Raw genomic sequence first — 22,967 nt, 5'->3', positions numbered from 1 at the left:
GCCCTGGATCACCCGGATGATCGATGAGTGGTGGTGCCCGACTCCGCCCCCCTCCCCGTGGCCGCCCAAGCAGTACGGCTTTGGCCCTCACCCCGAATGCGGATCCCTCCATCTGCGAGGCACACTCTGATCGCCTTAAAACGATCACTTCGGCTCCTTCGCCCCCAACGTCTGCGGAGTCCTTACCCGTCCAACTGATCTGTAGCGGCACCGACACCGTCCGCTGGGAAATCTGCGAGTATCCGGCGGACGGCGTCTGATTTCCTAGCTGCTATCGGGTGTGACTAATCAGGAAGGCCGCCCAATCATCGGTAGCGAAGACGAGAGCTGCCCCGGAACCGCCTGGCATCACGGACGCGGCACGGTGGACTCTCCGGACGCGGCAACCGTCTTCGAGGCGGCCCGGGAGTTCGCCGGTACCGAGTACCTGGTGGCCCTGCATCAGGGATCCGCACTGCCCGCGGAACGGCGTGGCGCTCTCGCCGACCGCCTGGCAGCCTTCACCGGACTGCCTGCCGGGGACATCGCCGGGTGAGACCTGCGGATCGACAGCGAAACCTTCCTGCGAAGCCTGCTGGCTGACCGTTCCGAGTTGGTGGGCCGCCTCGACACCCGGATCACGGGTCCGCTCACACCGCCGCGCGACGACGGGCGCCCCCCGGCTGCGGACGATCCGGCCCTCGGCCTGGGCGGGAGGAACGTGATCGAGTCACCGGCGTTGGGCTGTTACCTGGTCGCCGAAGCGGAGGCGCCGGGCAAGGAGCCGTACGTCTCGCTGTCCCTGGATCTCAACTTCGCCAGGGACTGGCGGGCCGCCCTGCCCGCTCGTACGTTCTACCGGAACCCCACGGTGTATCTGTGCCGGCTGATGCGCCGGCGCACCGCGCTGCGGATCCTGTTGCTGGGCTGCTACTTCGACCTGGCCGCTCCCCTCTCCGCCGCCTTGTCCGCCCTGCGTCACAACGGCGTCCCCGCCGACCGCGTGCATGTCCGTGCGCTGGAAGGCGGCCATTCCCTGTCCGATTACCAGCGGTGACCTCACGGTGTCCTACTTCGCGCCCGTACAGCAGGTGGGTCCGGCCACTCACAACGGGCCCCTGTTCGATCTGCGGGCCGAAGCCGACGGTGTCCACGGGGCGGGAATCACCTTCCTCGTGCTGCCGAAGCCCGACACCGAGTTCGCGATCAGCGTGCGCTGGAACTGCACGGAAGAGAAGGTCCGCTGCGTCGCGAGTTTCGGTGAGGACGCTTGTGAACTGACCGGGACGGTCGACATGCTGGCGTACTCGTTCTATATGGCCGGCCCGCTGCACCAGCACCCTGCTCAGGGCTCACCGACCTTCAACATGTACTGGCTCACCGAGCCGAGTTTCGACCCCGTAGCCGTCGCCGAGCACATCGAGCGCGTCTACTCGATCATGTGTGACTTCTTCCGCGAGCCGGTCCCGGGACACCGGGTGTTCGTCCGGAGGAATCCGCACGACGGCACCGGAGGCACCGCGCTGCCGCGGTCCTTCTTCTTCGGCTACGGCGACGACGAGGTTCCCACCGTGGAGAGCCTCTCGGCGCTCCTGGCGCACGAAACGGCGCACAATTGGCCCAGGCTGGACGGGGAACACAGTGAGACCGCCTGGTACTCCGAAGGCACCGCCGAGTACTACTCACTCGTCCTGCCGCACCGGGCAGGGCTGCTGGACGACGAACAGTTCTTGGAACCCGTCAACGAACGGGCACGGAACTACTTCACCAACCCTCTGCAGACGTTGACCAGCGCGACGGCAGCAGAGATCTACTGGCGGGACCAGCGCGCCCAGCGCGTCCCCTACGGCCGCGGGCTCTTCTACCTCATCGACGTGAACGCGAAGATCCAGGCTGCCGGCGAAGGAAAGCGCGGAGTCGACGACCTGGTCCTGGCGGCGCTGGAGCGCCGGTGGGCCGGCGAGAAGGTCGGGGTCGCCGAGTGGCTGGAGATGGTACGAAAGGAGCTCGGCGAGGCGGGACCCGACGATTTCGCGGCCATGGAAGCAGGCGAGTGGGTGGTACCCGCGTCGGACGCGCTCGGTGAGCCGAGAGGCGCGGCCGTTCGCTCCTACCGGTGGCAGGTCACTGACCGTACGCAAAGGTCTTGAGCAGGGAGCGAAAACACCGCAACCGCCGGTGCATACGGGTGCACGGATGCCTGCTCGATGCCGCCTCTCATACGGCATCACCTGCCAAGTCGTGTCAGCACCGCGATCGGCAGGCACCGCCTCAATCGCCGACCGCCCCGAATTCCGTCCGGCCAGCCGTCCGGGCAGCCTCCGCAGCCCGTGTCTCAGGAGAAACAGTGAACGACACACCACTGATCATCAACGCACTCGGACAGCTCGACAATCCCAACGCGCCGCAGTCAGATACGGCTCTGAATTACGTCAACCGGACAAGTGAGCACTGCACGATCGACGCCAGGACGCTCGCCGACGCACGCGCCTCCGGTCTGACCGCGGTCAACATCACGCTGGGCTACGTGACAGGCGACCACTCGCCCTACGAACACACCCTGAGTGAACTCGACGTATGGGACAGCATTGTTGACCGCCATCCGAACAACCTGCTGAAAGTCACCACGGTTGAGGACATCCGCACGGCGGCGCGTGAGGGGCGGACCGGTGTCATCTACGGGTTCCAGAACGCTCAAGCCATAGTCGACGATGCTGAACGCGTGGCAACGTTCGCCGAACGCGAAGTCCATGTCGTGCAGTTGACGTACAACCAGGCCAACGAGCTCGGCGGCGGATCGAGCGCGCCCGCCGACACCGAGCTCAGCGAGTTCGGGCGCGAGGTCATCGACGCCCTCAACGACCACCACGTCATGGTGGACCTCTCCCACAGCGGTGAACGGACCTGCCTGGAGGCGACAGCACACTCCCGCGTACCCGTGTCGATCAACCACACGGGCTGCCGCGCGTTGACAGGATTGCGCAGGGTTGCGGACCGGAACTGCTGATTCTCCCGGAGCATCAGTTGCCGCGTCGCATCTCCCTCTCAAGACCGCGTCTCCCTCTCAAGGAAGACGCGGAAGGTACGCGGGGGCCGACCGGTGAGGCGCTGGACGGTGTCGGTAATGCGGTCCTCCGTCCCTCCGGCGATGGCGCGGTCCATGCCGGCCAGCATCGCGGCGAACTCCGCCGGGACCTCCGCCGTGAGGCGATCGCGCATCTGCTCGTAGGACAGACGGCGGTGGACCACGGGCCGACCGGTGACCTCGGTGATGATCGTGGCGATGTCGTCGTGGCTGAGTGCCTCGGGTCCCGTGAGGACGAGATCGGTGTTGGGGGCCTGCTCGTCGGTCAGCGCGTGAACGGCGACGGCAGCAATGTTCTCGGCGTCGACGAAACCGACCCGGCCGCTTTCGGTGGCGGTCCGGATGATGCCGCTGTCACGGATGCTGCGGCCGTGCGCGTGCGCGCCGGTGAAGTTCTGCATGAACCACGAGGGCCGCAGTACCGCCCACTGTTCGAACAGACCGGGCAGGGCCTGGTGCACCGTTCCCACCGCCGGGCCGCCTTCGGGGATGGCCGAGGAGCTCAGCAGCACCGCGCGGTGCACGCCGGCGGTGCGGGCCTGATGAAGGAACGGCAGCATGATCGCCGCCGGGTCGGAGTCGCCGACGGGCGGTATGAGATAGACGCGGTCGACGCCATCGAGAGCGGCAGCGTGGGTGGCAGGGTCGTACCAGTCGAAGGGGACCGGCTCGGCGCCATGGACCGGGGTGGCCTGACGGCTGGCGGCTTTGACGCGGTGGCCTGCGCCCGTCAACTGTCGGGCGGTGCGGCTGCCGGTGGTACCGGTGGCGCCGATGACCAACGTGGTGCCGGTGGCGGTCATCGGCTGCTCCCGGTGAAGTCGGTGCCGTCTTCGAGGACGACGAGGGGGTTCCAGTAGTCGCGGTAGGAGGTGATGCGCCCCTCCCGAACGGTCACGACGGCGATGTAGGTCATGTCGAAGGCGGCGTCGGTCTCCACCAGGCGGCCGACGCCGCGCATCTCGACCACGATGGTCTGCGGATCGGTGGTCCGGTGGATCCTCAGGTCGGGGAAGTCGTGGAGATCGATGTGGTCGGGATAGTGGCGCATGTAGGCGGCGATGGCCTCCTTGCCCTCCAGACGCCGGGGCCAGCCCTCGGGGGCGAACGGGAACTCCATGAGTCCGTCCTCGGCCCACAGGGCGACCCATGCGGGAATGTTCTTGTCGAGCAGCACTCGCAGACTGTGGCGGTACAGATCCGCCGGCAAAGCGGGTGCGGGTGTGGGCATGGATATCCTCCAAGGCATACAATCCGGACCGTGGGTCCGTTTCGACGATACGGACCACAGGTCCGCTTTGCAAATGGAGGTACGGCATGCCCGAGCGCAGGCCCCGCAAGGACGCCGTCCGTAACCGGAAGGCCGTCCTTGAGGCCGCCGACGCCCTCTTCGCCCGCTGCGAAAGCCCCGAGGACGTCACCATGGCCGACATCGCCGCGGCGGCCGGCGTCGGCAAGGGCACGCTCTTCCGGGCATTCGGCGATCGCACCGGCCTGCTCCGCGCGCTGTACGAGGCACGGCTCGAACCGATCAGGGAAGCCGTCGAGACCGGTCCCCCGCCTCTGGGGCCCGCGACCCCGCCACAGGACCGTGTGGCTGCCCTGCTCGACGCCGTCCTGTGCTTCAAACTCGACAACCGGCGCCTCGCGCTGGCCCTGGAGGAAAGCGCGAGCGGCAGCCCGTACCAGGCTGAGCACTACGAGCGGTGGCACAGCATGCTCCAAGCCGTACTGGAGCAGATCCCCGGCCTGACCGACAGCGACTTCACAGCTCACGCCCTGCTCGCCGCCACACGAGCCGACCTCGTCGAGCACCTGGCCGGAGAGGGGCTCGTGTCACGGAAAAGGATGCGGGCGCAGTTGGCGAACTTCACCACCAGAGTCCTGGCCTCCGGCCCGCCGCAGGGTTGACCTGATCCCTGCACCGGGTGATGTTCTGGGCAGCCGGTGGGCGACGACTTCGCCCTGCGCGGGTGGAGTTCATGAAGACCGGTCGGTGCCGGGTGGTGCCGACGTCGGGCGAGGTGTTCTGCGATTCAGCGCTGGCTGGTGATGGCCTGGGGCTCTCGCTCGATCATCTCTATGAGTGGGAAGTCGTCGTAGTTGCTTTCAGCTTGCCCTGCTGCGCAAGCTGCAGAACGGCCACCGCGCCGAACGGCTTGCCCGCCGGGGCGAGGTGGAACGCGACGCCCTCGTGGTTGGGGATCCCCTTCGGCCAGCTCCGCCACGTACCGGTCGTAGGCACCCCCGGGCAGGCAGTCCGGCGGGATATCGCGGACAACGGCACTTGGTGCGTCCCGTGCTCCGCATGAGCGCCGACCCTGACCAGCAGACTCACAGCGCGCATGAGGCGAGGGACCTACTGCCGACGACCGATGAACCCGCCCAGCCTCCGGCCCGGGGGCAGCCAACCGAGCTGCTCGGCATGGCCAATTGGACAACCAGGCCGGGCCTTGGGCCGCAGGATTGTGATCGGCCGACGGCAGTCGGCCGCGCGGATCGCCGTGGGCAAGCCGAAGCGTTCCAGCAGCCAGAGCACGGCAGGGTGCTCGACGCGCGGGCCCAGAACCCGTATCGAGAAACCCGTTGGGTGGCGAGGGGCGAGCGGTTTCAGCGGGTCAGCAGGCCGAGATCGATGAGGCTCTGTCCGCTCGCGGTGATGGCGTCCTCGGTCGAACGGGGCCGCCAGCCCAGTTCGGTCCGGGCGCGAGTGGCGGCGACGTGCCGGACCAAGCCGAGGTTGCCACTCATCTCCCGCATCGCCGGAACCACCAGGCCGCCGACGCGGACGAGGAGGCTGGGCAGGCGCCGCCTGGGCACCCGGCTCGCGCCCTCGCCCAGACGTTCGCGCAGGGTCGCGGCAATGTGGGCGAAGGGGGCCGTGTCACCCGCCGCGGCGATGAATCGCTTTCCTGCGGCCTCGGGCGCGGTCATGGCCCGTAGGTGCAGGTCCGCGACATCGCGGCCGTCGACCACGGCCGTCGACAGGTCCGGGATGCCGGGCATCGTGCCGTTCATCATGGCCTGGATCAGCCGCAGCGAGCCCGACAGGTGGGAGCCCAGCGCGGGGCCGAAGATCCCCACCGGATTGACCACGGCGAGTTCAAGGCCGCTTCCTTCTTCCTTGACGAAGTCCCATGCCGCGCGCTCGGCGAGCGTCTTGGACTTCACGTACGGCGTGACACCCGGTCCCGACAGGTGTGACCAGTCCTCCTCGGTGAAGGCCCGCCCACTTGCCGGGTGCCCGTAGCCGATCGCACCGAAGGACGACGTGAGGACCACCCGCTTCACGCCGGCCGCGTGAGCGGCCCGCAGTACCCGCACGGTTCCCTCCCGGGCGGGCCCGTTCAGTTCGTTCTCGTCCTTCGGCTGCTGGGCGGGGAACGGTGAGGCGACGTGGAGGACGTACTCGCAGCCGGTCGCCGCCTCGGTCCAGCCATCGTCCCGGGTCAGATCGGCTACGGCGAATGACAGTCCCTCCACTTGCCGCGCCCCCGCAGCGCGCACACTGTCCGTCACCACAGCGTGCTTGCCAGTGCTGCGCACGGTGGTGCGCACGCGGTAGCCGCAGTGCAGTAGCTGGGCGAGGCAGCTCAACGCGGCACCCAATGTGCATACGGCGCCCCAGCCGGCCACCGCGTACAGGGATGTCGCGGCGATGGCGCCGGTGGCGCTGCCAATCGAGTAGAAGACCATGTACCCGCCGATCAGCCGACTGCCGGCGTCCGGGTGCAGCGCGTAGATCAAGGTCTGGTTGGTGACATGGACCGCCTGCACGGCGAGGTCGAGAAGGATCACCCCCACGAACAGGGCCCAGAGCGAGCTACGGGTGAAGGCCAGGGGCAGCCACGAGGCGGCGAGCAGCGTCAGGGCGATGCCGGTGGTCGGCCGGGAGAGTCCGCGGTCGTTCAGGCGGCCCGCCACGGTCGCGGCCAGGGCGCCGGCGACACCGATCAGCCCCAGCGCCCCGATCGCGCTGTGGGACAGGAAGTACGGGGCCTCGCTGAGCGGCAGCGCCACGCTGCTCCACAGGGTGCTGAAGGCGGCGAAGACCAGCAGACCGAACAGGGCCCGGAGCCGCAGCAGTCGTTCCCGCGCGAACAGGATGATCGTGGAGCGCAGGAGCTGTCCGTAGCGCGGGGTCGTCGGCGGAGCGTCACGGTGCTGCGGCAGCACTCGGCACAGGACCAGGGCGAGCAGAGCTGTGAGCGACGCCGAGGCGAGGTAGACCGAGCGCCAGCCCGCGAGATCGGCCATGAGACCGGAGGCGGTGCGGGCGAGCAAAATTCCGACGACCACGCCGCTGGTCACCAGACCGACGACCCGTCCGCGCCCGGCGGGAGGGGCCAGTGACGCCGCGAAGGCCACCAGCGTCTGCGTGACGACTGCGAGAAGCCCCGTCGCGGTCATGCCCACGAGCAGGACCGCCGCCGTGCGCGCGGTGGCCACCACGGCCAGCGCGACCACCAGGAGCAGCAATTGGGCCACGACGAGCCGTCTGCGGTCGGCCACGTCGCCCAGCGGTACGAGAAAGAACAGCCCGAGCCCGTATCCGACATGCGTGAGGGTGACAACGCCGCCGACGAGTGCCGGACTCATGCCGAGGTCGTGGCCCAGGGGCACCAGGAGCGGCTGGGAGAAGTAGACGTTGGCCACCGCGGCCCCGCAGGCGACGGCGAACAGTACGACGATGCCACGGGACAGGACGAACGCGGAATCTCCCTCGTTTCGGACCCTGGTCTGTGCTGTCACTGACTCGCCGTTGTCAGGCATCGGCACGCCTCCCCATTTCTGGTTTCATCTTGCAACCGAAAATGAAGGTAACTTTCTTGGTAGCGTGTTGCAACCGTTGCTGGAGCCGAGAGACGAGAGAGAGGGCCGCCATGGTGGCCAGGACGCGCTTCGACGCCGATGAATGTCCTGTCGCCCGGTCGGTGGACGCGATCGGCGACTGGTGGTCACTGCTGATCGTGCGGGACGCCTTCGACGGGAGCCGGCGCTTCGGGGAGTTCCAGCGCAGCCTCGGCGTGGCGAAGAACATCCTCACCGCGCGGCTGCGCACCCTGGTCGACAGCGGTGTCCTCCAATCCGTCCCCGCGTCTGACGGCAGCGCCTACCGCGAGTACGTGCTGACCCCGAAGGGGAAAGCGCTCTTCCCCGTTATCGTGGCGCTGCGGCAGTGGGGCGAACAGAACTTCTTCGCCCCCGGCGAACCGCACTCGGAGTTGGTCGACCGCCGGCAGGGACATCGCCTCCGTGCGCTGGAAGTGCTGTCCGCGGACGGGCGACGGCTGAACCCCGACGACACCACCGTCCACAAGGTCTCCGCCCAATGCCCCGAGCCGGAGCCCGATGCCGGCACGCCGCCCTGCCGATAAGGGCCCGGCCCCGGGCAGTCGCCCGTCGGCCACCACCCTGTCCACGCCCACCGGCCGGAGGTACGAAGCGACGGCTGCGGCCGGTGCCGCCTCTGCCACTGCCGTGCGGGTTCTGGCCATCCGGCCTCGTCGGCCCGGTCGTGCAGGACACGGGTTCATGCATCCCGCATCGTCGTTGACCTGTGCGGCACCAGGCTCCGCAGTCCGGCCGAAAGACACGCGTTCGACAACGTGGCGGCATCGTTGAACCCGACGAACACGGCACTCGTCACAGGGGAGCGATGTTGACAACAGCCGGGCCGGGCCGCAACAGGCCGCAGAACGCGAAAGCCGCATCCGCTGAAGCAACGATCTCAAGAGCGGAACGTGAGCTCTACGGAGGTCGACTCCGCCACGACCAGTCCTTCGTACGTCACGAGGGCCCGCTGACGCGGCTCTCATTCGGGCACATGGCAGCCGCGCTGCCACGGATGATGGCCATGGTGCTGCGCAGTGGCCGGCAGACGGACCGGCGAGCGCTGGCCGGGGTCGTACTGGCACAGCTCGGCCAAGGCCTGACAGCAGCGTGGGGGCTGGTCGCCGTCAACGCGGTCCTCACGCGCCTCTTCGCAGACGGTCCCACTGTGGACAAGCTCCGTGGTGCTGTGCCGTCGCTGGCAGCGCTGGCCGTCACCGCGGTGGGGACGGCGCTGCTGTCGGCGTGGTCGACGGCGATGTCGGGCCGACTGGAGCCACAGGTGGAGCGTGCGGTCTCCGCGCGGTACTACGCGGCGGTCACCAGAGTCGAGGTGGAGGCGACGGAGCGGCCGGAGATCCAGCGCGTTCTGGAGGCGGGCAAGTTCGGCACGGACTCGGCGCGCAGCATGCTGCGGCTGTCGGTGGGGGTCGGCAACGTGCTGATCGGAATGGCCGCCGCAGCAGCGGTCCTGGCGTCGCTGCATTGGGTCCTGCTGCCGATGCTGCTGGCGATCGCTCTGCCCAAGGGGTGGGGGGCGGTCCGTTCCGCGCGCCGCGACTACGTCTCGCGGCTGAACTGGGTCGATCACCGGCGCGCGATCGCCTCGTTGCTGGCCTACCTGACCCGCCCGCACGCGGCGGGCGAGATCCGCGTACACGCGGCCGGGGCCAAGCTGCTGTCGAGCTATGAGGAAATGTCCCGGCAGACCGAGGCCGAGCAGCGGAGGCTGGCCCGCGCGCAGGCATCCACGGACCTGGTCGCCGGGGCCTTCGCCGGGCTGGCGTCGCTGGCCTGTTACGGAGTGCTGTGGTGGCTGTTGGCCGCCGGCGGACTGCCGCTGGCCGTGGGCGGCACCGCGGTCATCGCGATCCGCACCTCGACCGCGCGTCTGACCTCTCTGGTCCAGCAGGTCAACCGCCTCTACGAAGAGCTGCTGTTCCTCACCGATACCGAGTCCGCCATCGAACTGTCCGCCGAGCACGCCATTCCGTCCTCGGGCACTCCCCTGCCCGTCGGCGTGGACCGGGTGCGTGTGGAGGACGTGTCGTTCACCTACCCCGGGGCGGACTCCCCCGCGTTGAAGCGGGTGAGCCTGTCGGTCCGCCGGGGTGAAGTGACAGCGCTGGTGGGCGCGAACGGCTCCGGCAAGACGACTCTGACGAAACTACTCGCCGGGCTGCTGCTGCCCACCGAGGGGAACATCTGGTGGGAGGACGGCAACGGCGGCCGGGTCGAACTACGCGAGGCCGACCGGGACCAGATCTTCGCCTCGGTCGGCTTGCTCGCCCAGGACTTCCCGCGCTGGGAGATGACCGCCGCCGCGAACGTAGCCATCGGCGCCGGCGACCGCGTACGGGACATGGGCCGCGTCAAGGACGCGGCCCGGGCCGCGAACGTGCTCACACTGGTCGAGAACTTGCCGCACGGCTGGAACTCAATCGTGTTCAAAGGCTACGAGCGCGGTGTCCAGCTCTCCGGCGGACAGTGGCAGAAGCTGGGAACGGCACGAAGCCTGTACCGGGCTGCGCCGTTCCTGCTCGTCGACGAGCCAACCTCCGCGCTCGATCCACACGCCGAGATCGCGGCGTTCAAGGGACTGTGGTCCCTCGCAGAGGAGGGACACGCGATCGTACTTGTCACTCACCGGCTCGCCGCGACCGCGAACGCGGACCGCATCTACGTCCTCGATCAGGGGCGCGTAGCCGAAGAGGGCACCCATGACGAGCTGATGGCCCGCCAGGACGGTTTATACCAAGGCATGTTCACGGCGCAGGCCGCTCAGTTCGGGCTCGCCAACCCCTCCGACGCACCTGTGCCCACAGCCCGGCGCAGTTCCTCCCCGACCCAGGAGGCCACGCCGTGATCCAGCTCCGGGCCGGGAGAGCTCGTCGCCGGGGCGCGGCAAGCGGGCTGCGACAGGCCTCGTGGCGGGACTGGGCTTGCCAGGACGTCCAACTATATCTTTGTTGCAAGGTCCGCGGTGCAGGGAAGCCGGTGTGAATCCGGCACGGTCCCGCCACTGTGACCGGGGAGTGTGCTGCCATCCACACGCCACTGGCGAGGTCTGCCGGGAAGGCGGGCGGCACGCGGGGATCCGGGAGTCAGGATACCGGCCGCGGAATGTTCCGTGTTGTCCACGAGGATGGAGCAGACACGCATGGCACCGGTACGTTCCCACGCCCCTGGTGATCCGGCGGAGCATACGCGTCCCTTCACGCTTTCGTAGCCTTTCGGCGGCCTGAAGGCCCTCGCTGCTCGCTGTCCCGCGGTTTCCCTCATCAGCGCGCCGATCGGCGCGTCCTGGTGCGGTCAGCCGCGCCATCCTCCGGATCTCACCTGACGAGAGCAGGCATCCATGGTCCGTGAACTCACACATTTCATCGGCGGCAAGCACACCGTCGGCACGTCAGGTCTCTTCGGCGACGTGTACGACCCGAACACCGGCGCCGTCCAGGCCCATGTACCGCTCGCCGGCCGCCCCGACACCGAAGCCGCGATCGCTGACGCCGCCATCGCGCAGCGGGAGTGGGGGCAGTGGAACCCGCAGCGGCGGGCCCGAGTCCTGCTGCGTTTCCTCCAACTCGCCGAAGCCGAGCGCGATTCCCTGACACGGCTGCTGTCCGCCGAGCACGGCAAGACCGTGGCGGACGCGCACGGTGACATCCAGCGCGGCCTGGAAGTGGTGGAGTTCGCCGCCGGCTTCCCGCATCTGCTGAAAGGCGAGTTCAGCGACAACGCCGGAACGGGCATCGACGTGCGCTCGCTGCGCTCCCCGCTGGGTGTCGTCGCCGGAATCACACCCTTCAACTTTCCCGCGATGATCCCCCTGTGGAAGGCGGCCCCCGCTCTGGCCTGTGGCAACGCCTTCGTTCTCAAACCGTCCGCCCACATCTATGCCACCGCCGCCGCCCACGGCAAGCGCGCCCAGTGTTTCGGGGGCGCCAAGAACCACATGATCGTGATGCCGGACGCGGACCTCGACCAGGCGGTCGACGCGCTCATCGGTGCCGGATACGGGTCGGCGGGCGAGCGCTGCATGGCGATCTCGGTGGCCGTGCCCGTGGGCAGGAAGGCCGCCGATGCGCTTGTGGCCGCGCTCAAGGAACGCGTCGGCACGCTTCGTATCGGCCGCTCCGACGATCCGTCCGCCAACTTCGGCCCACTGGTCAGCAGGGACGCTCTCGACCGGGTCCGGCGGTACGTGGACATAGGGGTCAACGAGGGCGCCGAACTCGTCGTCGACGGGAGGAACTTCTCCCTTCCCGGCCATGAGAACGGGTTCTTCGCGGGTGCGTCCCTTTTCGACCGGGTCACTCCGCAGATGCGGATCTACCGCGAGGAGATCTTCGGCCCCGTCCTGTGTGTCGCACGGGCCGCCGACTACGAGGAAGCGCTGCGTCTGCCCAGCGAGCATCCGTACGGCAACGGGGTCGCGATCTTCACACGGGACGGCGACACGGCCCGTGACTTCACCCGCAGGGTGAACACCGGCATGGTCGGCGTCAACGTACCCATTCCGGTACCGGTCGCCTATCACACCTTCGGCGGCTGGAAGCGGTCGGCCTTCGGTGATCTGAACCAACACGGCCCGGGCTCCGTCCGCTTCTGCACCCGCACCAAGACCGTCACCTCGCGCTGGCCCAAGGGCGCCAGGGAAGGCGCGAGCTTCACCCTCCCCACCATGGGATGAGCACCATGACCACCTCGCTCACCGAGGACCAGCGGTCCCTCATCGAAACCACTCTGGACTTCGCACAGGACCACCTGAGCCCCCACGGCCTCCGGTGGGACCAGGACAAGCCCTTCCCCCTCGATGTGCTGCGCAAGGCGGCCGGCCTCGGGCTCGGCGGCGTATACGTACGGGAGGACGCCGGCGGCAGCGGCCTCACGCGGGCCGACGGGGTCCTCGTCTTCGAGAGCCTGGCCTCGGGCTGTCCCTCCATCGCGGGCTATCTCTCCATCCACAACATGGTCGCCTGGATGATCGACACGTACGGCGATGAGGCGCAGCGCGCACGGTGGCTGCCCCGGCTGTGTGCCATGGACAGCCTCGGGAGCTACTGCCTCACCGAACCAGGTGCCGGATCGGATGCCGCGGCCCTGCGTACCCGCGCTGTCCGGGACGGCGGCCACTACATCCTCAGCGGCGTGAGGCAGTTCATCTCCGGCGCGGGGGCCGCCGAGGTCTACATCGTCATGGCGCGGACCGGGGCGGACGGACCGCGTGGCATCTCGGCCTTCGTGATCGAACGCGACGATCCCGGCCTCTCGTTCGGGCCGAACGAGAAGAAGATGGGCTGGAACGCCCAGCCCACCCGCCAGGTCGTCCTGGACGAGGTCCGCGTACCCGCCGACAGGCTCCTCGGCGGGGAAGGCGACGGCTTCCGCATCGCCATGAGCGGCCTGAACGGCGGACGGCTCGGTATCGCCGCCTGCTCCCTCGGCGGCGCGCGAAGCGCCCTGGACCGGAGCCTCACGTACCTCGCCGGCCGGGAGGCGTTCGGTTACCGGCTGCTCGACGCACAGGCCCTTCAGTTCCGCCTCGCCGACATGGCGACCGAACTCGCCGCCCGCGCCCTGGTCCAGCAGGCCGCCCAGGCCCTGGACCGCGGCGACCCGCAGTCGCCGCAACTGTGCGTCGGGCTCTGGTCGTACCGCGTCAACCGGCCGTAGGATGCCAGGGCTTCGGTCTTCGGAGCCACAACTGAATGCGTGCGCGACTGGGGGAAGCCGGTGGGAATCCGGCGCTGACCTGCAACCGTGTGCGGCCCGTTCGGGCCGCGAGTCGGGGAACCCAGCGCGTGACGTGCACCGCTTCCCACTGTCATGGTCTGCAGCGTGAAGCCCGCAGCCCGGTCGGCTGCGCCCCCGCCGCGCGGTTCGCGGACGGACGGCGGCAGCAGACGTCCGGCTACGGTCAGGGCGGCAGACGTCCCACACCAGGAAGGCACTCCTGTGCGTCTGATATCCGCCCGCCGTACCCTCGTGGCCACCGCGGCCCTCAGTCTGGCTCTCGCCTCCGCTCCCGCCGTCGCCCATCCGCACGGCACGGCCTCGACGAACGCACCGGTCAAGGTGGCCCTGACCGTGCAGGGACCGGACGGGCTCCTTTTCAAGGGCAGGATCAAGACTCAGGGGCACGACGTGACCACCGTCACCGGTGGTACGCACAGATGCGACGGCACCAACGGCGGAGCTCAGCCCAGCGCCGTTCCCACGCCGACAGCCGCTCTCGACGATGCCGCACGGAAGTGGCACTTCACCTGGGACGGTGCCTGGTACGCGTCGTTCGACGACTTCTCGGTCGACTCCATCAAGGACGTCAGCGGCGGTGGCTCCGCCTACTGGAACATCTCCGTCAACGGCACCCCGACACCGGTCGGCGGATGCCAGTTCAAGCTGAACGCCGGCGACAAGGTCGCCTTCACCTGGACCGCCTTCTAGAGCAGTCCCGCCTCGTCCGCTGTGACCGCCGCCCCGGCCCACACTCCGTGCAGGACGTGCGTCCTTGCCTCTGGCCGCGTACGCCTCCTGGGCCGGGGCAGCAGGAGTACGCCGAGGCCGGCGGCCCACAGGTGGCCTGCTTCCCAGCCGGTGGGTGTTCCCGGTCGGCCGACGAGATGAGCGCATTCCTCTCGCACAGCAACTGTTCAGACGGGAAACTGCAAGGCAGGGCGAGGAAGGAGGTTCCTCATGCCGATCGAACGTCGAGTCGTCCAGCAATCGTACAAGTACGCATTGGAGCCGAGCCCCAGGCAGGAGTGTGCTTTCCTCTCTCATGCGGGCGGCGCCCGCTTTGCCTATGACTGGGGCGTAGCTCGTATCGCTGAGTCGCTCGACGCTTACGCGGTTGAAAAAGGCAGCAGGTGTCGAGAAACCGGCTGTCCGCGTCCCTGAGCACTTTGACCTGTGCAAGGCATGGACCGCGTGGAACTGCAGATCATCGACGCCAAACACATCAGACTGCCCAAGATCGGCGCAGTGAAGACTTTTGAGTCCACTCGTAAGATCGGCCGTCTCCTTCGTAAGAACGAAGTGCCCTGCCCCGCCTGCGAGGCGACGGGCGGGGGCCCGGCCGCCGCCGCAGGAGGTACCGCTGCCGCTGCCGTAGGAGGTACCGGCAAGTGCTCGGCCTGCAAAGCGACCGGCACAGTGCCAGCGGCCCGCATTGTGCGCGCAAGCGTCTCCCGTGACTCGTCCGGCCGCTGGTTCGTGTCTCTGACCGTCGCACGCGTGCGTGAGATCCGTACCGCCCCTTCGGCCCGCCAGCGCGACGGTGGCCCGCTCGGCATCGACTTCGGTGTCCGAGACATCGCCACCCTCTCCACCGGCAGCACCATCCCCAACCCCCGCGGTCTCGAAGCACACCTGCTGCGGTTGAAGAAGGCGCAGCAGGCCCTCGCCCGCTCCGAAATGGGATCGGTCCGCCGGGCCAGGACCGCCCGACGTGTGGGCCGCATCCACGCCCGAGTCCGAAATCTGCGGGCGGACTTCGTCGCCAAGACCACCACCAATCTGATCCACGCCCACTCTGTCATCGTGGTCGAAGGCTGGGACGTTCAGCAGGCCGCACAGCACGGATCCCCTCACCTCCCGGCGAAGGTCCGCAGCGCACGCAACCGGGCTCTGGCCGACACCGCCATCGGAGCCGCCCGCTGGCAGCTCCAGGCCAAAGCGGCCTGGTACGGAGCGACCGTCGTGACCACCGGCCGGCACGCACCCACCGGACGGCAGTGCTCCGCGTGCGGAACGGTAAAAACCACGCCGCTCCGGCCCACGCAGGACCAGTTCCGCTGCGCGGCCTGCGGTACCCGCCTTGACCGGCGGCTCAACACGGCCCGTGTCCTGGCCGCGATCGCCGCGCAGCATCTGACAGGCGCCCCGGGTGGCGGGGAGCCTCAAAACGATCGCGGAGGGAACATAAGCCCTGCCACGCTCCGGCGTGGCGGGCAGTCCCCGATGAAGCGAGAAGCCCGCACCCGGCCACCGCGCAGGGGTCAGACGGGCACCCCCGGAACGTAAGGTCCGGGCATCCCCATCCGCACGCTCAACAGAGAACATACGCGTATAAGGGATAACCGCAGACCGAGACCACCCCTGTGCACGTAAGGGGACAGGCGTGTCATGGTCTGCTCGGCAGCGGTGCCGACCCCCACCCCCCAAACGCGTGGGGATGACAGCTCGGCGATTCCGAAGGACGAGGCCTGGAGGGTGAGAGCGGCATATGGCCGGCGGGTCAGCCGACGGTCTTTGTGGCTGACGGCGTGCACAGCGAACTGCCGACCGGGGCCGTCCCGTGAGGATGAGTACCAGGGCGTCCGGACCGCCGTCTTCACTGGCGGTCGACAGGGACATGGCGCACAAGTGGAATACCTCCGCCACGACCGCTTACGGACAGGGCTGCGTACTTCGGCGAACTCACGCCCTCCGGGCGCAGTCTGCGGCCAGCCGCAGGCTCTCGGCGACCGCGTGCGGGATGTCTTCGACCGGGAACAACGTGTGCCGCACGGTCCGTTCGGCGTCGACGACCAGGATCAGGCGCTTGTGGCGCAGCCGGCCGGCGCCCCGGAAGACCGGCAGCCGCAGGGCCGCGGTCAGTTGGTGGGCGGCGTCGGAGAGGAGTGGGTACGGGATCTCCTCGGCCCGAGCGAACTCCGTCTGCTCGTAAGCGAGTTGAGTGCTGACGCCGCGCACGTCCACACCCGCCCGGCGAAAGTCGGGCCAGGCGTCCCGGAAGAGCCGGTTCTGCAGCGCGCAGCCCGCGGCTCCGGGGATCGGACCCCATGCGATTCCCGTGCCGGGATAGGTGAACAGCACGGTGGCGGGCACGTGAGCGCTGGTGGCGCGGCGTGCGTGGCCTCGACGTGCGCAGACCGCCGCAGGGTGAGCTGACGGAGGCCGAGCGCGCCGTGTCGGCCGAGCTGGACCGGATGAGGATGGAGGAAGACGTCGCGCTCGCCCGGCAGTTCACCGCCGAAGAGGCGGAGTCCGAAGGCTGGATGCGGGGTTCACGCAGCCTCATCCACCTCACGAAGGGTGAGCTGGACGCATTCCATGACGACTATCTGGCCCTGCTCGCGCGCTACGCCCGAGGCCCCGAAGACGCTCCCGACGACGCACGACCCGTACTCCTCCGCTGGTTCGGCCTGCCCGCCGACTGACCGGCAGCCGGCCGACGAAACTGTCTGATCGACCACGTGATGGGGCTGCTGCGCGACGGCATGAGCAGGGTCGCAGTACTGCGGGGGGACCCGGGTATCGGCAAGTGCGTGCTGCTCGACTACGCGGCCTCCGAGGCGGCTGACCTGCTGGTGCTGCGCTTGGCCGGTGTGGTGGAGGAGGAGGCCGGGTTCGCCTTTGCCGGGCTGCACCGGATGCTCGTATCCGCGCGCTCGGTGATCTGAAGGAGGCCTGCGGGCTGTCCGCAGCACAGCATCAGGCACTCCGAGTGGCGTGCGGCTGTCCGACAGCGAGCCAGCCGATCGGCTCCTGGTCGGGCTGGCGACGCTCACGTTACTGGCGGAGGTCGCCAAGGAGCGCGCGGTGCTGCGCTGTGTCAACGACTTCCAGTGGCTGGACCAGGAGTCCCTCAGGAACTGGGACTCGGTTGGTGTCCGCGATGGAGGGCGGGCGTCCCCCGAACAGGGACCGCCGACGGCCGGGTCGTCGAGGTCTCGGGCTCAGGGATGGAGCTTCTTCTTCTCCGCCAGCATCGCCACGAACTTCTCGATCCGCCGGGCCCTGGTGTCCGCCTTCTTGGCGTCCTGGATCCGGTAGAGGATCGCGTACCGGTTCCGGCGATCGAGCGTCTCGAAGAACTCGGCAGCCGCCGGGGTCTCCGCCAGAGCCGCGGTCAGATCATCGGGGACGCCGGCGGCCTTCATACCGTCGTACGCCGCCTCCCAGCGACCGTCCGACTTGGCGCGCTCCACCTCGGCCAAGCCCGCCGGACGCATCCTGCCCTGCTCGGACAAGGCCGCGACCTTTTCCCTGTTGACCTTGGACCACCTGCTCCCGGCCCGCCGCGGGGTGAACCGCTGCAACCAGAACCTGTCATCGAGCTTGGCCTTCTGCCCGTCGATCCAGCCGTAGCAGAGGGCCACGTCCAAGGCCTGGGCGTAGTCGAGCGCCACCACCCCGGGGTCCTTCTTCCGCAACTTCAACCAGATCCCAGGGCAGGAGTCGTGGTGTCCGGCGAGCCAGGTCTCGAAGGCATCAGCGGATTCGAATGACAATATTTCCCGTTCCTCAGGCACTCCGACAGTGAAACATGCGATGCCCGTCGCGGACCGTCCTCGTACGAACTGACCCTCGGCCACTCGAACGCCCACATCATCTGCATCACCGCATCACCACGTCGCCCGCATCGCCAGGAACGTGCTCCCGGAACGTGCTCCCGCCCCGGGCTCTCGGCCCGTTCACCGCAACGCTTCGGCCAGCATCAAACTCGTCGCTTCGTCGGCCGGCAGGAATGCCTCAAGTCGTAGTTCGGCGACGGTGACGTCGATGGCGGTACCGAAGTGGGTGAGCGTGGTGATGAGCGTCAGCTCCCGGTCGTCGTCCGGACCTTCTGTCCGAAGGCGCAGCGGTACGGCGAAGCCGAGGTGGTGCGGTGACTCGCGCGGCCGTGGTGGTGCCAGGTCGATGAGTTCGCCGACCAGGTGTTGGAGCTGCTCGTCGGGGTTCCGCGCGTTCTCGACCTGGACGCTGTCGATGATGTGCCACGCCCACTCGTCGAGGTTGACGATGCGTGCCGCAAGACCCTGCGGATGCAGCAGCACCCGGGGAACGCTCACCGGCGGTGCGAGCAGACGCGGGGCCACGCCGGCGGTGAGCGCGTGGAAGGCGGCATTGGCCGAGACGAGGTCACCGTAACGGTTGACGACCACCGCCGGGTACGGCAGATGACCGTGCAGGATCCGTTCGAGGGCGGTGCGAATCGGTTCGAGCTGGGGGTCGTCCAGGCGGGTCTGCGGGTAGGCCGGTGCGAATCCGGCCGCGAGGAGCAGTTCGTTGCGCTCGCGGATCGGCACCTCCAGGGATTCCGCCAGCCGAATGATCATCGATCGGCCGGGCATCGACCGTCCGCTCTCGATGAAGCTGACATGCCGCTGTGTGGATCCCGCGCGCATGGCCAGTTCGAGCTGGCTGACGCGTCGGCGGGTGCGCCACTCACGCAACGCGCTGCCTAGTCCGCCGCCTGTGGTCGATTCGCTCATCACCCCTCTTGTGTAACCCGCTCGCCTGCTGATCGGCGATTCCCCGCGAGGAATTGCCGCGCGGCGGCCGGCGCAGCACGGTCGTTGCCGTACGCCGACCGTTTCCAACCGAGGATCGATCATGGCCCACACCGTCACCGACACCAGCACCAGCACCAGCACCAGCACCAGCACCAGCACCAGCACCGACATACGCAATCTCACCGACCGCTACGTTGCCATGTGGAACGAGCCCGACACAGAGCGCCGCCGCGCCGCGATTCACGAGCTGTGGTGCGCCAACGCGGTCCATGTGCTGCAGCCTCCCAAGGAGGTTCTGCGGACCGCTCAAGGGCTGGGCTTCGACCGACTCGTTCTGGAGGCGCGCGGACACGAGGCGCTGGAGTTCCGGGTGACGCGTGCGTACGAGGAGTTCGTCGCGCCGGGCACCTTCGTCTTCCGGTCACGGGGCAACGCCGACCGGCTCCACGACATCGTCAAGTTCAACTGGGAGATGGCGCCCCGGGACGGTGGTGAGGCCGTGGGCGTGGGGCTGGAGATCCTCGTTCTCGACGCCGAGGGCCGCATCGTCAGCGACTACCAGTTCATCGAAGGATGACAAGGATGAGAGCGATGACGACCGGGCTCCCGTCAACGGTGCGCAGCTACCACGTCAGCGCGGGCGGCGGCATCGACGGCCTGTTGCTGCGTACGCACGAACCACGTACACCCGGGGCAGGAGAGGTCGCGGTCGCGGTCCACGCAACCTCGCTCAGCTTCCGCGAACTTCTTGTGGTGCGCGGCCAGTACGTACTGTCCGTCAAACCGGACGTCATACCGGTCTCCGACGGTGCCGGCGAGGTCGTCGCCGTCGGGCCTGATGTCCGGCGGGTACGCCCGGGCGACCGCGTCGCCGCCACGCTGTTCCCGCGGTGGCTGGACGGTCCCCTTGAACCGGCGTTTCTGCCGCAGCTCGGTGGCTCGCTCGACGGAATGCTGACGGAGCTGGCCATCCTGCCCGAGGACGCTCTGGTGTCCATCCCCGACCACCTCTCCTACGCCGAGGCGGCAACGCTTCCCTGCGCCGCGGTCACGGCGTGGAACGCTCTGACCGGCGGCGGCCGCGGCGTCCAGCGCGGACAGACCGTACTGGCCACCGGCTCCGGCGGCGTGTCACTGTTCACGGTCCAGTTCGCCAAGCGGCTGGGCGCGAGAGTGATCGCCACGACGAGCAGCACGGACAAGGAACAGCGCCTCCGCGATCTGGGAGCCGACGAGGTCATCAACTACCGTGACAGACCGGACTGGCACACCGCCGCCCGCGAACTCACCACCGGGCGAGGGGTCGACCGAGTCGTCGACACCGCTGGAACGCTGGAGCAGTCGCTGAAGGCGCTCGCCGTCGACGGCCACATCTCCTTCGTCGGCTCCGTCTCCGGCAACTGGCCACCGGTCGATCCCCGTCTCCTGTTCGGGGCCGCCGCCACGGTCCGGGCCTTGGCCGTCGGCAGTCGCGCCCAGTTCATCTCAATGAACGACGTCATCACCGCGCATCGGCTTCGGCCGGTCATCGACCGGGTGTTCCCGTTCGAGGAAAGCGCAGAGGCGTACCGCTACTACGAGTCGGCCAACCCGTTCGGAAAGGTAATCATCAAGATCAGATAACCGCCCGGTCCGCCGCGTGCTGCTTCGGCGGCAGGCTCGTACGCGAGACGCACGGTCAGCGCCGACTCGCAGGATCGAAACAAAGGGCCCAGGTCAGTGGCTGTCTGACCTGGGCCCCAAACGAGCCGCCTTCGGGATGCGAACCCGGGACCCACGCGTTACGAGGGCCTGCAAGATCATGCCGTCGCACGACGCGGTCCCGTCGCCCGGGCCCCTTGGTACGCGTCAATACCTCACTGGTTCAGCGACTGATCGCGCTGTTTTTCGACCTCGTCGGTGAGGTCGGCCGTGTCGGCAGCCGGCGGGGCGGTGATCGGCTTGATGCCACCGAATTTCAGGTAGTCCATGGTGACCGTCATTCCGCCGCCGCTCTGCTTCACGCGCACGGGCAGGTCCTTACCGTCGACCCAGATGTCGAGGGACACCTTCCCGCCGCTCGCCTCCAGGGACTTGACGGCGGCCTTCTTCTCCTGGGCTGTCAGGCCGGAAGCGTTGACCTGCTGAGTGCCTATGCTCCCCCGGTAGTGGGTGGCCTTCTTGCCGCGGACGGTCTCCTCGCCGAGGTTCATCACGTCCTTGGAGGCGCCGATGTAGCGCAGGCCCGCCGTCGGGTCGGCGTTGTCCGCGATGCTGTTCGCACCCGCCTCCCCCACAACGGCGGATACGTCGATCCGCATCCAGTGCTTGCCCTTGAGCGGGCCGCTGGGCTGCGGGTCCACCTCGTAGTAGTACGCCCCGTCGACCATCTTCATCGTCAGCGTGGGGTCGTCCTGGACGGACTGCATCTGCGCGCTCGCGGTGTCCATCTCGACGTCGAGCGCGGCGCCGTCGCCCCAGGAGTACGTGCCGTCCATGGCAACCGGCTTGCCACGGCTTGCGGCGATCTCGGTCGTCGTCTCGACCTCGGCCGAACCGAACCCGGACGCCTTGTCCGACGCACGGGTCAGCGCCGCCATGATCGCGTCGGCGTGGCCGACGGCGTCGGCGGTCTTTCTCGCGGCTTCCGTGCCGCACGCGGTGGTCGCGGCCAGCACGGCGAAGGTGATCCCCACCCATGCCCCGGCCCGAATGTGCTTCATATGTCCCGCCCCCTGGTGTGTGATGATCGGTTGAACTCTAACCCGACGTCTGTCCCGGCCCCGGTGCGGTCCGCCTTCCCAGCCAGCGGGCCAGGCGGGCGAGGTACCGGGCAGGCTCGGGGTGATCGGGGTGGTCCGGCAAGGGAACGGCAGACTCGATGAGGCGGCGGTCCCCACGCTGCGATCAACCAGGCGCTCAGTGCACGTCGCACGTCGACTCTTGGCCACGGACCGGCCGCAGCATGATGGGCGGACGGGCGGATAGAGCAGCTCGGTGCGGTGCGGGCAAGTATCCTCCGCCGGAGTACGACGGATGGACACGAGCGGAGGTACGGCCGCGGAGCCGCTGTTGATCCTTGATGTGGACCGGCGGCCCCTTGAACTTGTGGATGGTGAAGCCGGAGCGGTGGCCCGCACGAGTCGGCGCCGGTTACTTCGGACTCCTGAATGCGCCCGACCTTGGTGCGGGCCGTCGCGAGGGAGTACCCGTGCCCGATGATCCGGCGATAGCGCTCCGGCTCGTCCTTCTCTGGCCAGGGCCCGGCACCTGCCGTACTCACGGAATCCGTCGGCCGTCCCGCCGTCACTCCGTCACGCGAGCGCACCGCCGTCGTGTGCGTCTTGAGGAAGCCGGTGCCGTCGAGGATGAGGCTTCCGTCGGGTTCGCCGGGCCGTTCGGAGACGGTCAGGTGTGGCGGTGTCCTGCGTAGTTGGCCAGTTGCCGGCCGTTCTTGTGTCTTTGCGGCCCACCAGTGACAGCTTTCCAGCTCAAGTGACAGCTATCTCGCCCAATCACTCCGGAGGAGGCGGTATACAGGGCGGGCGGGAGCTACGTTGGCTCCTACAGCCCTGATGAGCCGGGAGCAGCATGATCAGGTTTTGGACACTCCTCAGCGTCCTCTTTGCCGCTCTCAGTATCGGCGCCTTCGCAACGGCGAACCGGCGCGGTGGTATCGACGACTATGCGATCGCCGCGCTTCTTGCCTGCCTGGCCTGGGGAAGCTGGAAAGCCCGGCGGTAGCTGTGCTCCCCCTCGCCCTGGGCGTCCGTGCTGGGGTCGCCGCCTTCTGTGAGGCCATGGACACCGCGCGGCGCGACGACGAGGTGGTTCGAGACCCTCTCGGG

21 protein-coding genes, 4 pseudogenes and 2 riboswitches are annotated in these 22,967 nt (G+C 68.4%); of the genes and pseudogenes, 16 read left to right on the top strand and 9 right to left on the bottom strand.

Features of this window, described 5'->3' with window-relative positions; genetic code table 11:
* Nucleotides 1–364: 364 nt before the first annotated feature.
* From WH07_RS39830 to WH07_RS18315, 4 genes are all read left to right on the top strand, one after another.
* Nucleotides 365–535 carry a hypothetical protein gene (locus WH07_RS39830; RefSeq protein ID WP_157877379.1) on the top strand — a complete coding sequence of 57 codons (171 nt, stop codon included), beginning with the start codon at nt 365–367 and terminating at the stop codon, nt 533–535.
* A 57-nt stretch (nt 536–592) separates the two neighbouring features.
* Nucleotides 593–1,036 carry a hypothetical protein gene (locus WH07_RS18325; RefSeq protein ID WP_157877378.1) on the top strand — a complete coding sequence of 148 codons (444 nt, stop codon included), beginning with the start codon at nt 593–595 and terminating at the stop codon, nt 1,034–1,036.
* 7 nt (nt 1,037–1,043) lie between these two features.
* On the top strand, nt 1,044–2,129 hold the full coding sequence (locus tag WH07_RS18320; protein WP_046501116.1) for a M61 family metallopeptidase: 1,086 nt from the start codon (nt 1,044–1,046) through the stop codon (nt 2,127–2,129).
* A 197-nt stretch (nt 2,130–2,326) separates the two neighbouring features.
* Entirely contained in the window at nt 2,327–2,986 is a 660-nt protein-coding gene (locus tag WH07_RS18315; RefSeq protein ID WP_079023333.1) for a dipeptidase, read from the top strand.
* 38 nt (nt 2,987–3,024) lie between these two features.
* Here WH07_RS18315 and WH07_RS18310 read toward each other — a convergent pair whose 3' ends face one another.
* Together WH07_RS18310 and WH07_RS18305 are read right to left on the bottom strand one after the other, a co-directional pair.
* Nucleotides 3,025–3,867, bottom strand: a complete 843-nt coding sequence (locus tag WH07_RS18310; RefSeq protein ID WP_046501114.1) for an NmrA family NAD(P)-binding protein — start codon at nt 3,865–3,867, stop codon at nt 3,025–3,027.
* On the bottom strand, nt 3,864–4,295 hold the full coding sequence (locus tag WH07_RS18305) for a nuclear transport factor 2 family protein (RefSeq protein WP_046501113.1): 432 nt from the start codon (nt 4,293–4,295) through the stop codon (nt 3,864–3,866). Before WH07_RS18305 ends, WH07_RS18310 begins: the two co-directional genes overlap by 4 nt.
* 86 nt (nt 4,296–4,381) lie before the next feature.
* On the opposite strand from WH07_RS18305, the gene WH07_RS18300 reads away from it, so the two are divergent.
* On the top strand, nt 4,382–4,975 hold the full coding sequence (locus WH07_RS18300; RefSeq protein WP_046501111.1) for a TetR/AcrR family transcriptional regulator: 594 nt from the start codon (nt 4,382–4,384) through the stop codon (nt 4,973–4,975).
* A gap of 538 nt (nt 4,976–5,513) precedes the next feature.
* Here WH07_RS18300 and WH07_RS42325 read toward each other — a convergent pair.
* From WH07_RS42325 to WH07_RS42175, 3 pseudogenes are all read right to left on the bottom strand, one after another.
* A pseudogene (locus tag WH07_RS42325) lies at nt 5,514–5,636 on the bottom strand (IS110 family transposase); the annotation flags it as partial.
* A 38-nt stretch (nt 5,637–5,674) separates the two neighbouring features.
* Nucleotides 5,675–6,634, bottom strand: a pseudogene (locus tag WH07_RS42180) (NAD-dependent epimerase/dehydratase family protein); the annotation flags it as partial.
* A gap of 3 nt (nt 6,635–6,637) precedes the next feature.
* A pseudogene (locus tag WH07_RS42175) lies at nt 6,638–7,837 on the bottom strand (MFS transporter); the annotation flags it as partial.
* Between the two features lie 110 nt (nt 7,838–7,947).
* Here WH07_RS42175 and WH07_RS18290 point away from each other — a divergent pair.
* The 7 genes from WH07_RS18290 (at nt 7,948) to WH07_RS18265 (ending at nt 15,922) form a co-directional block, all read left to right on the top strand.
* On the top strand, nt 7,948–8,442 hold the full coding sequence (locus WH07_RS18290) for a winged helix-turn-helix transcriptional regulator (RefSeq protein WP_046501110.1): 495 nt from the start codon (nt 7,948–7,950) through the stop codon (nt 8,440–8,442).
* A 281-nt stretch (nt 8,443–8,723) separates the two neighbouring features.
* Nucleotides 8,724–10,763, top strand: coding sequence for an ABC transporter ATP-binding protein (locus WH07_RS18285; RefSeq protein ID WP_106409611.1), 2,040 nt, complete (start codon nt 8,724–8,726; stop codon nt 10,761–10,763).
* Nucleotides 10,764–10,861: 98 nt separating this feature from the next.
* Nucleotides 10,862–11,032, top strand: a riboswitch (cobalamin riboswitch).
* 223 nt (nt 11,033–11,255) lie between these two features.
* Nucleotides 11,256–12,590 carry an aldehyde dehydrogenase family protein gene (locus WH07_RS18280; protein ID WP_046501108.1) on the top strand — a complete coding sequence of 445 codons (1,335 nt, stop codon included), beginning with the start codon at nt 11,256–11,258 and terminating at the stop codon, nt 12,588–12,590.
* Nucleotides 12,587–13,573, top strand: coding sequence for an acyl-CoA dehydrogenase family protein (locus tag WH07_RS18275; protein ID WP_079023331.1), 987 nt, complete (start codon nt 12,587–12,589; stop codon nt 13,571–13,573). Before WH07_RS18280 ends, WH07_RS18275 begins: the two co-directional genes overlap by 4 nt.
* Nucleotides 13,574–13,623: 50 nt before the next feature.
* A riboswitch (cobalamin riboswitch) is annotated at nt 13,624–13,696 on the top strand.
* Between the two features lie 159 nt (nt 13,697–13,855).
* Nucleotides 13,856–14,344, top strand: a complete 489-nt coding sequence (locus WH07_RS18270; RefSeq protein ID WP_046501107.1) for a DUF4430 domain-containing protein — start codon at nt 13,856–13,858, stop codon at nt 14,342–14,344.
* 249 nt (nt 14,345–14,593) lie between these two features.
* Nucleotides 14,594–14,797, top strand: coding sequence for a helix-turn-helix domain-containing protein (locus WH07_RS37700; protein ID WP_079023330.1), 204 nt, complete (start codon nt 14,594–14,596; stop codon nt 14,795–14,797).
* 21 nt (nt 14,798–14,818) lie between these two features.
* Nucleotides 14,819–15,922 (top strand): RNA-guided endonuclease InsQ/TnpB family protein, encoded by a 1,104-nt coding sequence (locus WH07_RS18265; protein WP_052744457.1) that lies wholly within the window; start codon nt 14,819–14,821, stop codon nt 15,920–15,922.
* A 396-nt stretch (nt 15,923–16,318) separates the two neighbouring features.
* Here the strand turns inward: WH07_RS18265 and WH07_RS18260 are convergent.
* Nucleotides 16,319–16,723 (bottom strand): annotated as a pseudogene (locus tag WH07_RS18260) (redoxin domain-containing protein); the annotation flags it as partial.
* 26 nt (nt 16,724–16,749) lie between these two features.
* Between WH07_RS18260 and WH07_RS18255 the strand changes: the two are divergent.
* Together WH07_RS18255 and WH07_RS40410 are read left to right on the top strand one after the other, a co-directional pair.
* Complete coding sequence (locus WH07_RS18255; RefSeq protein ID WP_198533833.1) at nt 16,750–17,061, top strand: hypothetical protein; 312 nt, start codon at nt 16,750–16,752, stop codon at nt 17,059–17,061.
* A 60-nt stretch (nt 17,062–17,121) separates the two neighbouring features.
* Nucleotides 17,122–17,304 carry a hypothetical protein gene (locus WH07_RS40410; protein WP_198533832.1) on the top strand — a complete coding sequence of 61 codons (183 nt, stop codon included), beginning with the start codon at nt 17,122–17,124 and terminating at the stop codon, nt 17,302–17,304.
* A gap of 276 nt (nt 17,305–17,580) precedes the next feature.
* On the opposite strand, the gene WH07_RS18245 is transcribed toward WH07_RS40410, so the two are convergent.
* Both WH07_RS18245 and WH07_RS18240 read right to left on the bottom strand, forming a co-directional pair.
* The gene (locus WH07_RS18245) at nt 17,581–18,138 is read right to left on the bottom strand and encodes a YdeI/OmpD-associated family protein (protein ID WP_046501126.1); all 558 of its coding nucleotides are present in this window, start codon (nt 18,136–18,138) and stop codon (nt 17,581–17,583) included.
* 180 nt (nt 18,139–18,318) lie between these two features.
* Nucleotides 18,319–19,119 carry a helix-turn-helix domain-containing protein gene (locus tag WH07_RS18240; RefSeq protein ID WP_046501102.1) on the bottom strand — a complete coding sequence of 267 codons (801 nt, stop codon included), beginning with the start codon at nt 19,117–19,119 and terminating at the stop codon, nt 18,319–18,321.
* 121 nt (nt 19,120–19,240) lie between these two features.
* On the opposite strand from WH07_RS18240, the gene WH07_RS18235 reads away from it, so the two are divergent.
* A complete protein-coding gene (locus WH07_RS18235; RefSeq protein WP_232788951.1) occupies nt 19,241–19,717 on the top strand; it encodes a hypothetical protein in 477 nt (158 codons plus the stop codon).
* A gap of 14 nt (nt 19,718–19,731) precedes the next feature.
* Complete coding sequence (locus WH07_RS18230) at nt 19,732–20,763, top strand: zinc-dependent alcohol dehydrogenase family protein (protein ID WP_232788950.1); 1,032 nt, start codon at nt 19,732–19,734, stop codon at nt 20,761–20,763.
* 233 nt (nt 20,764–20,996) lie between these two features.
* Here the strand turns inward: WH07_RS18230 and WH07_RS18225 are convergent, their stop codons facing one another.
* Nucleotides 20,997–21,842, bottom strand: coding sequence for a lipoprotein (locus tag WH07_RS18225; RefSeq protein ID WP_046501101.1), 846 nt, complete (start codon nt 21,840–21,842; stop codon nt 20,997–20,999).
* Nucleotides 21,843–22,967 lie beyond the last annotated feature (1,125 nt).

This window comes from Streptomyces odonnellii, assembly GCF_000981895.1.
Taxonomy (GTDB): Bacteria; Actinomycetota; Actinomycetes; order Streptomycetales; family Streptomycetaceae; genus Streptomyces; species Streptomyces odonnellii.
This window is presented reverse-complemented; position numbering and strand designations above follow the sequence as displayed.

Coding starts and splice junctions, on each gene's coding strand:
- WH07_RS18310 (WP_046501114.1), bottom strand. CDS start 3,867: ATGACCGCCACCGGCACCACGTTGGTCATCGGCGCCACCGGTACCACC.
- WH07_RS18305 (WP_046501113.1), bottom strand. CDS start 4,295: ATGCCCACACCCGCACCCGCTTTGCCGGCGGATCTGTACCGCCACAGT.
- WH07_RS18300 (WP_046501111.1), top strand. CDS start 4,382: ATGCCCGAGCGCAGGCCCCGCAAGGACGCCGTCCGTAACCGGAAGGCC.
- WH07_RS18290 (WP_046501110.1), top strand. CDS start 7,948: ATGGTGGCCAGGACGCGCTTCGACGCCGATGAATGTCCTGTCGCCCGG.
- WH07_RS18285 (WP_106409611.1), top strand. CDS start 8,724: ATGTTGACAACAGCCGGGCCGGGCCGCAACAGGCCGCAGAACGCGAAA.
- WH07_RS18280 (WP_046501108.1), top strand. CDS start 11,256: ATGGTCCGTGAACTCACACATTTCATCGGCGGCAAGCACACCGTCGGC.
- WH07_RS18275 (WP_079023331.1), top strand. CDS start 12,587: ATGAGCACCATGACCACCTCGCTCACCGAGGACCAGCGGTCCCTCATC.
- WH07_RS37700 (WP_079023330.1), top strand. CDS start 14,594: ATGCCGATCGAACGTCGAGTCGTCCAGCAATCGTACAAGTACGCATTG.
- WH07_RS18265 (WP_052744457.1), top strand. CDS start 14,819: ATGGACCGCGTGGAACTGCAGATCATCGACGCCAAACACATCAGACTG.
- WH07_RS40410 (WP_198533832.1), top strand. CDS start 17,122: ATGAGCAGGGTCGCAGTACTGCGGGGGGACCCGGGTATCGGCAAGTGC.
- WH07_RS18240 (WP_046501102.1), bottom strand. CDS start 19,119: ATGAGCGAATCGACCACAGGCGGCGGACTAGGCAGCGCGTTGCGTGAG.
- WH07_RS18235 (WP_232788951.1), top strand. CDS start 19,241: ATGGCCCACACCGTCACCGACACCAGCACCAGCACCAGCACCAGCACC.
- WH07_RS18230 (WP_232788950.1), top strand. CDS start 19,732: ATGACGACCGGGCTCCCGTCAACGGTGCGCAGCTACCACGTCAGCGCG.
- WH07_RS18225 (WP_046501101.1), bottom strand. CDS start 21,842: ATGAAGCACATTCGGGCCGGGGCATGGGTGGGGATCACCTTCGCCGTG.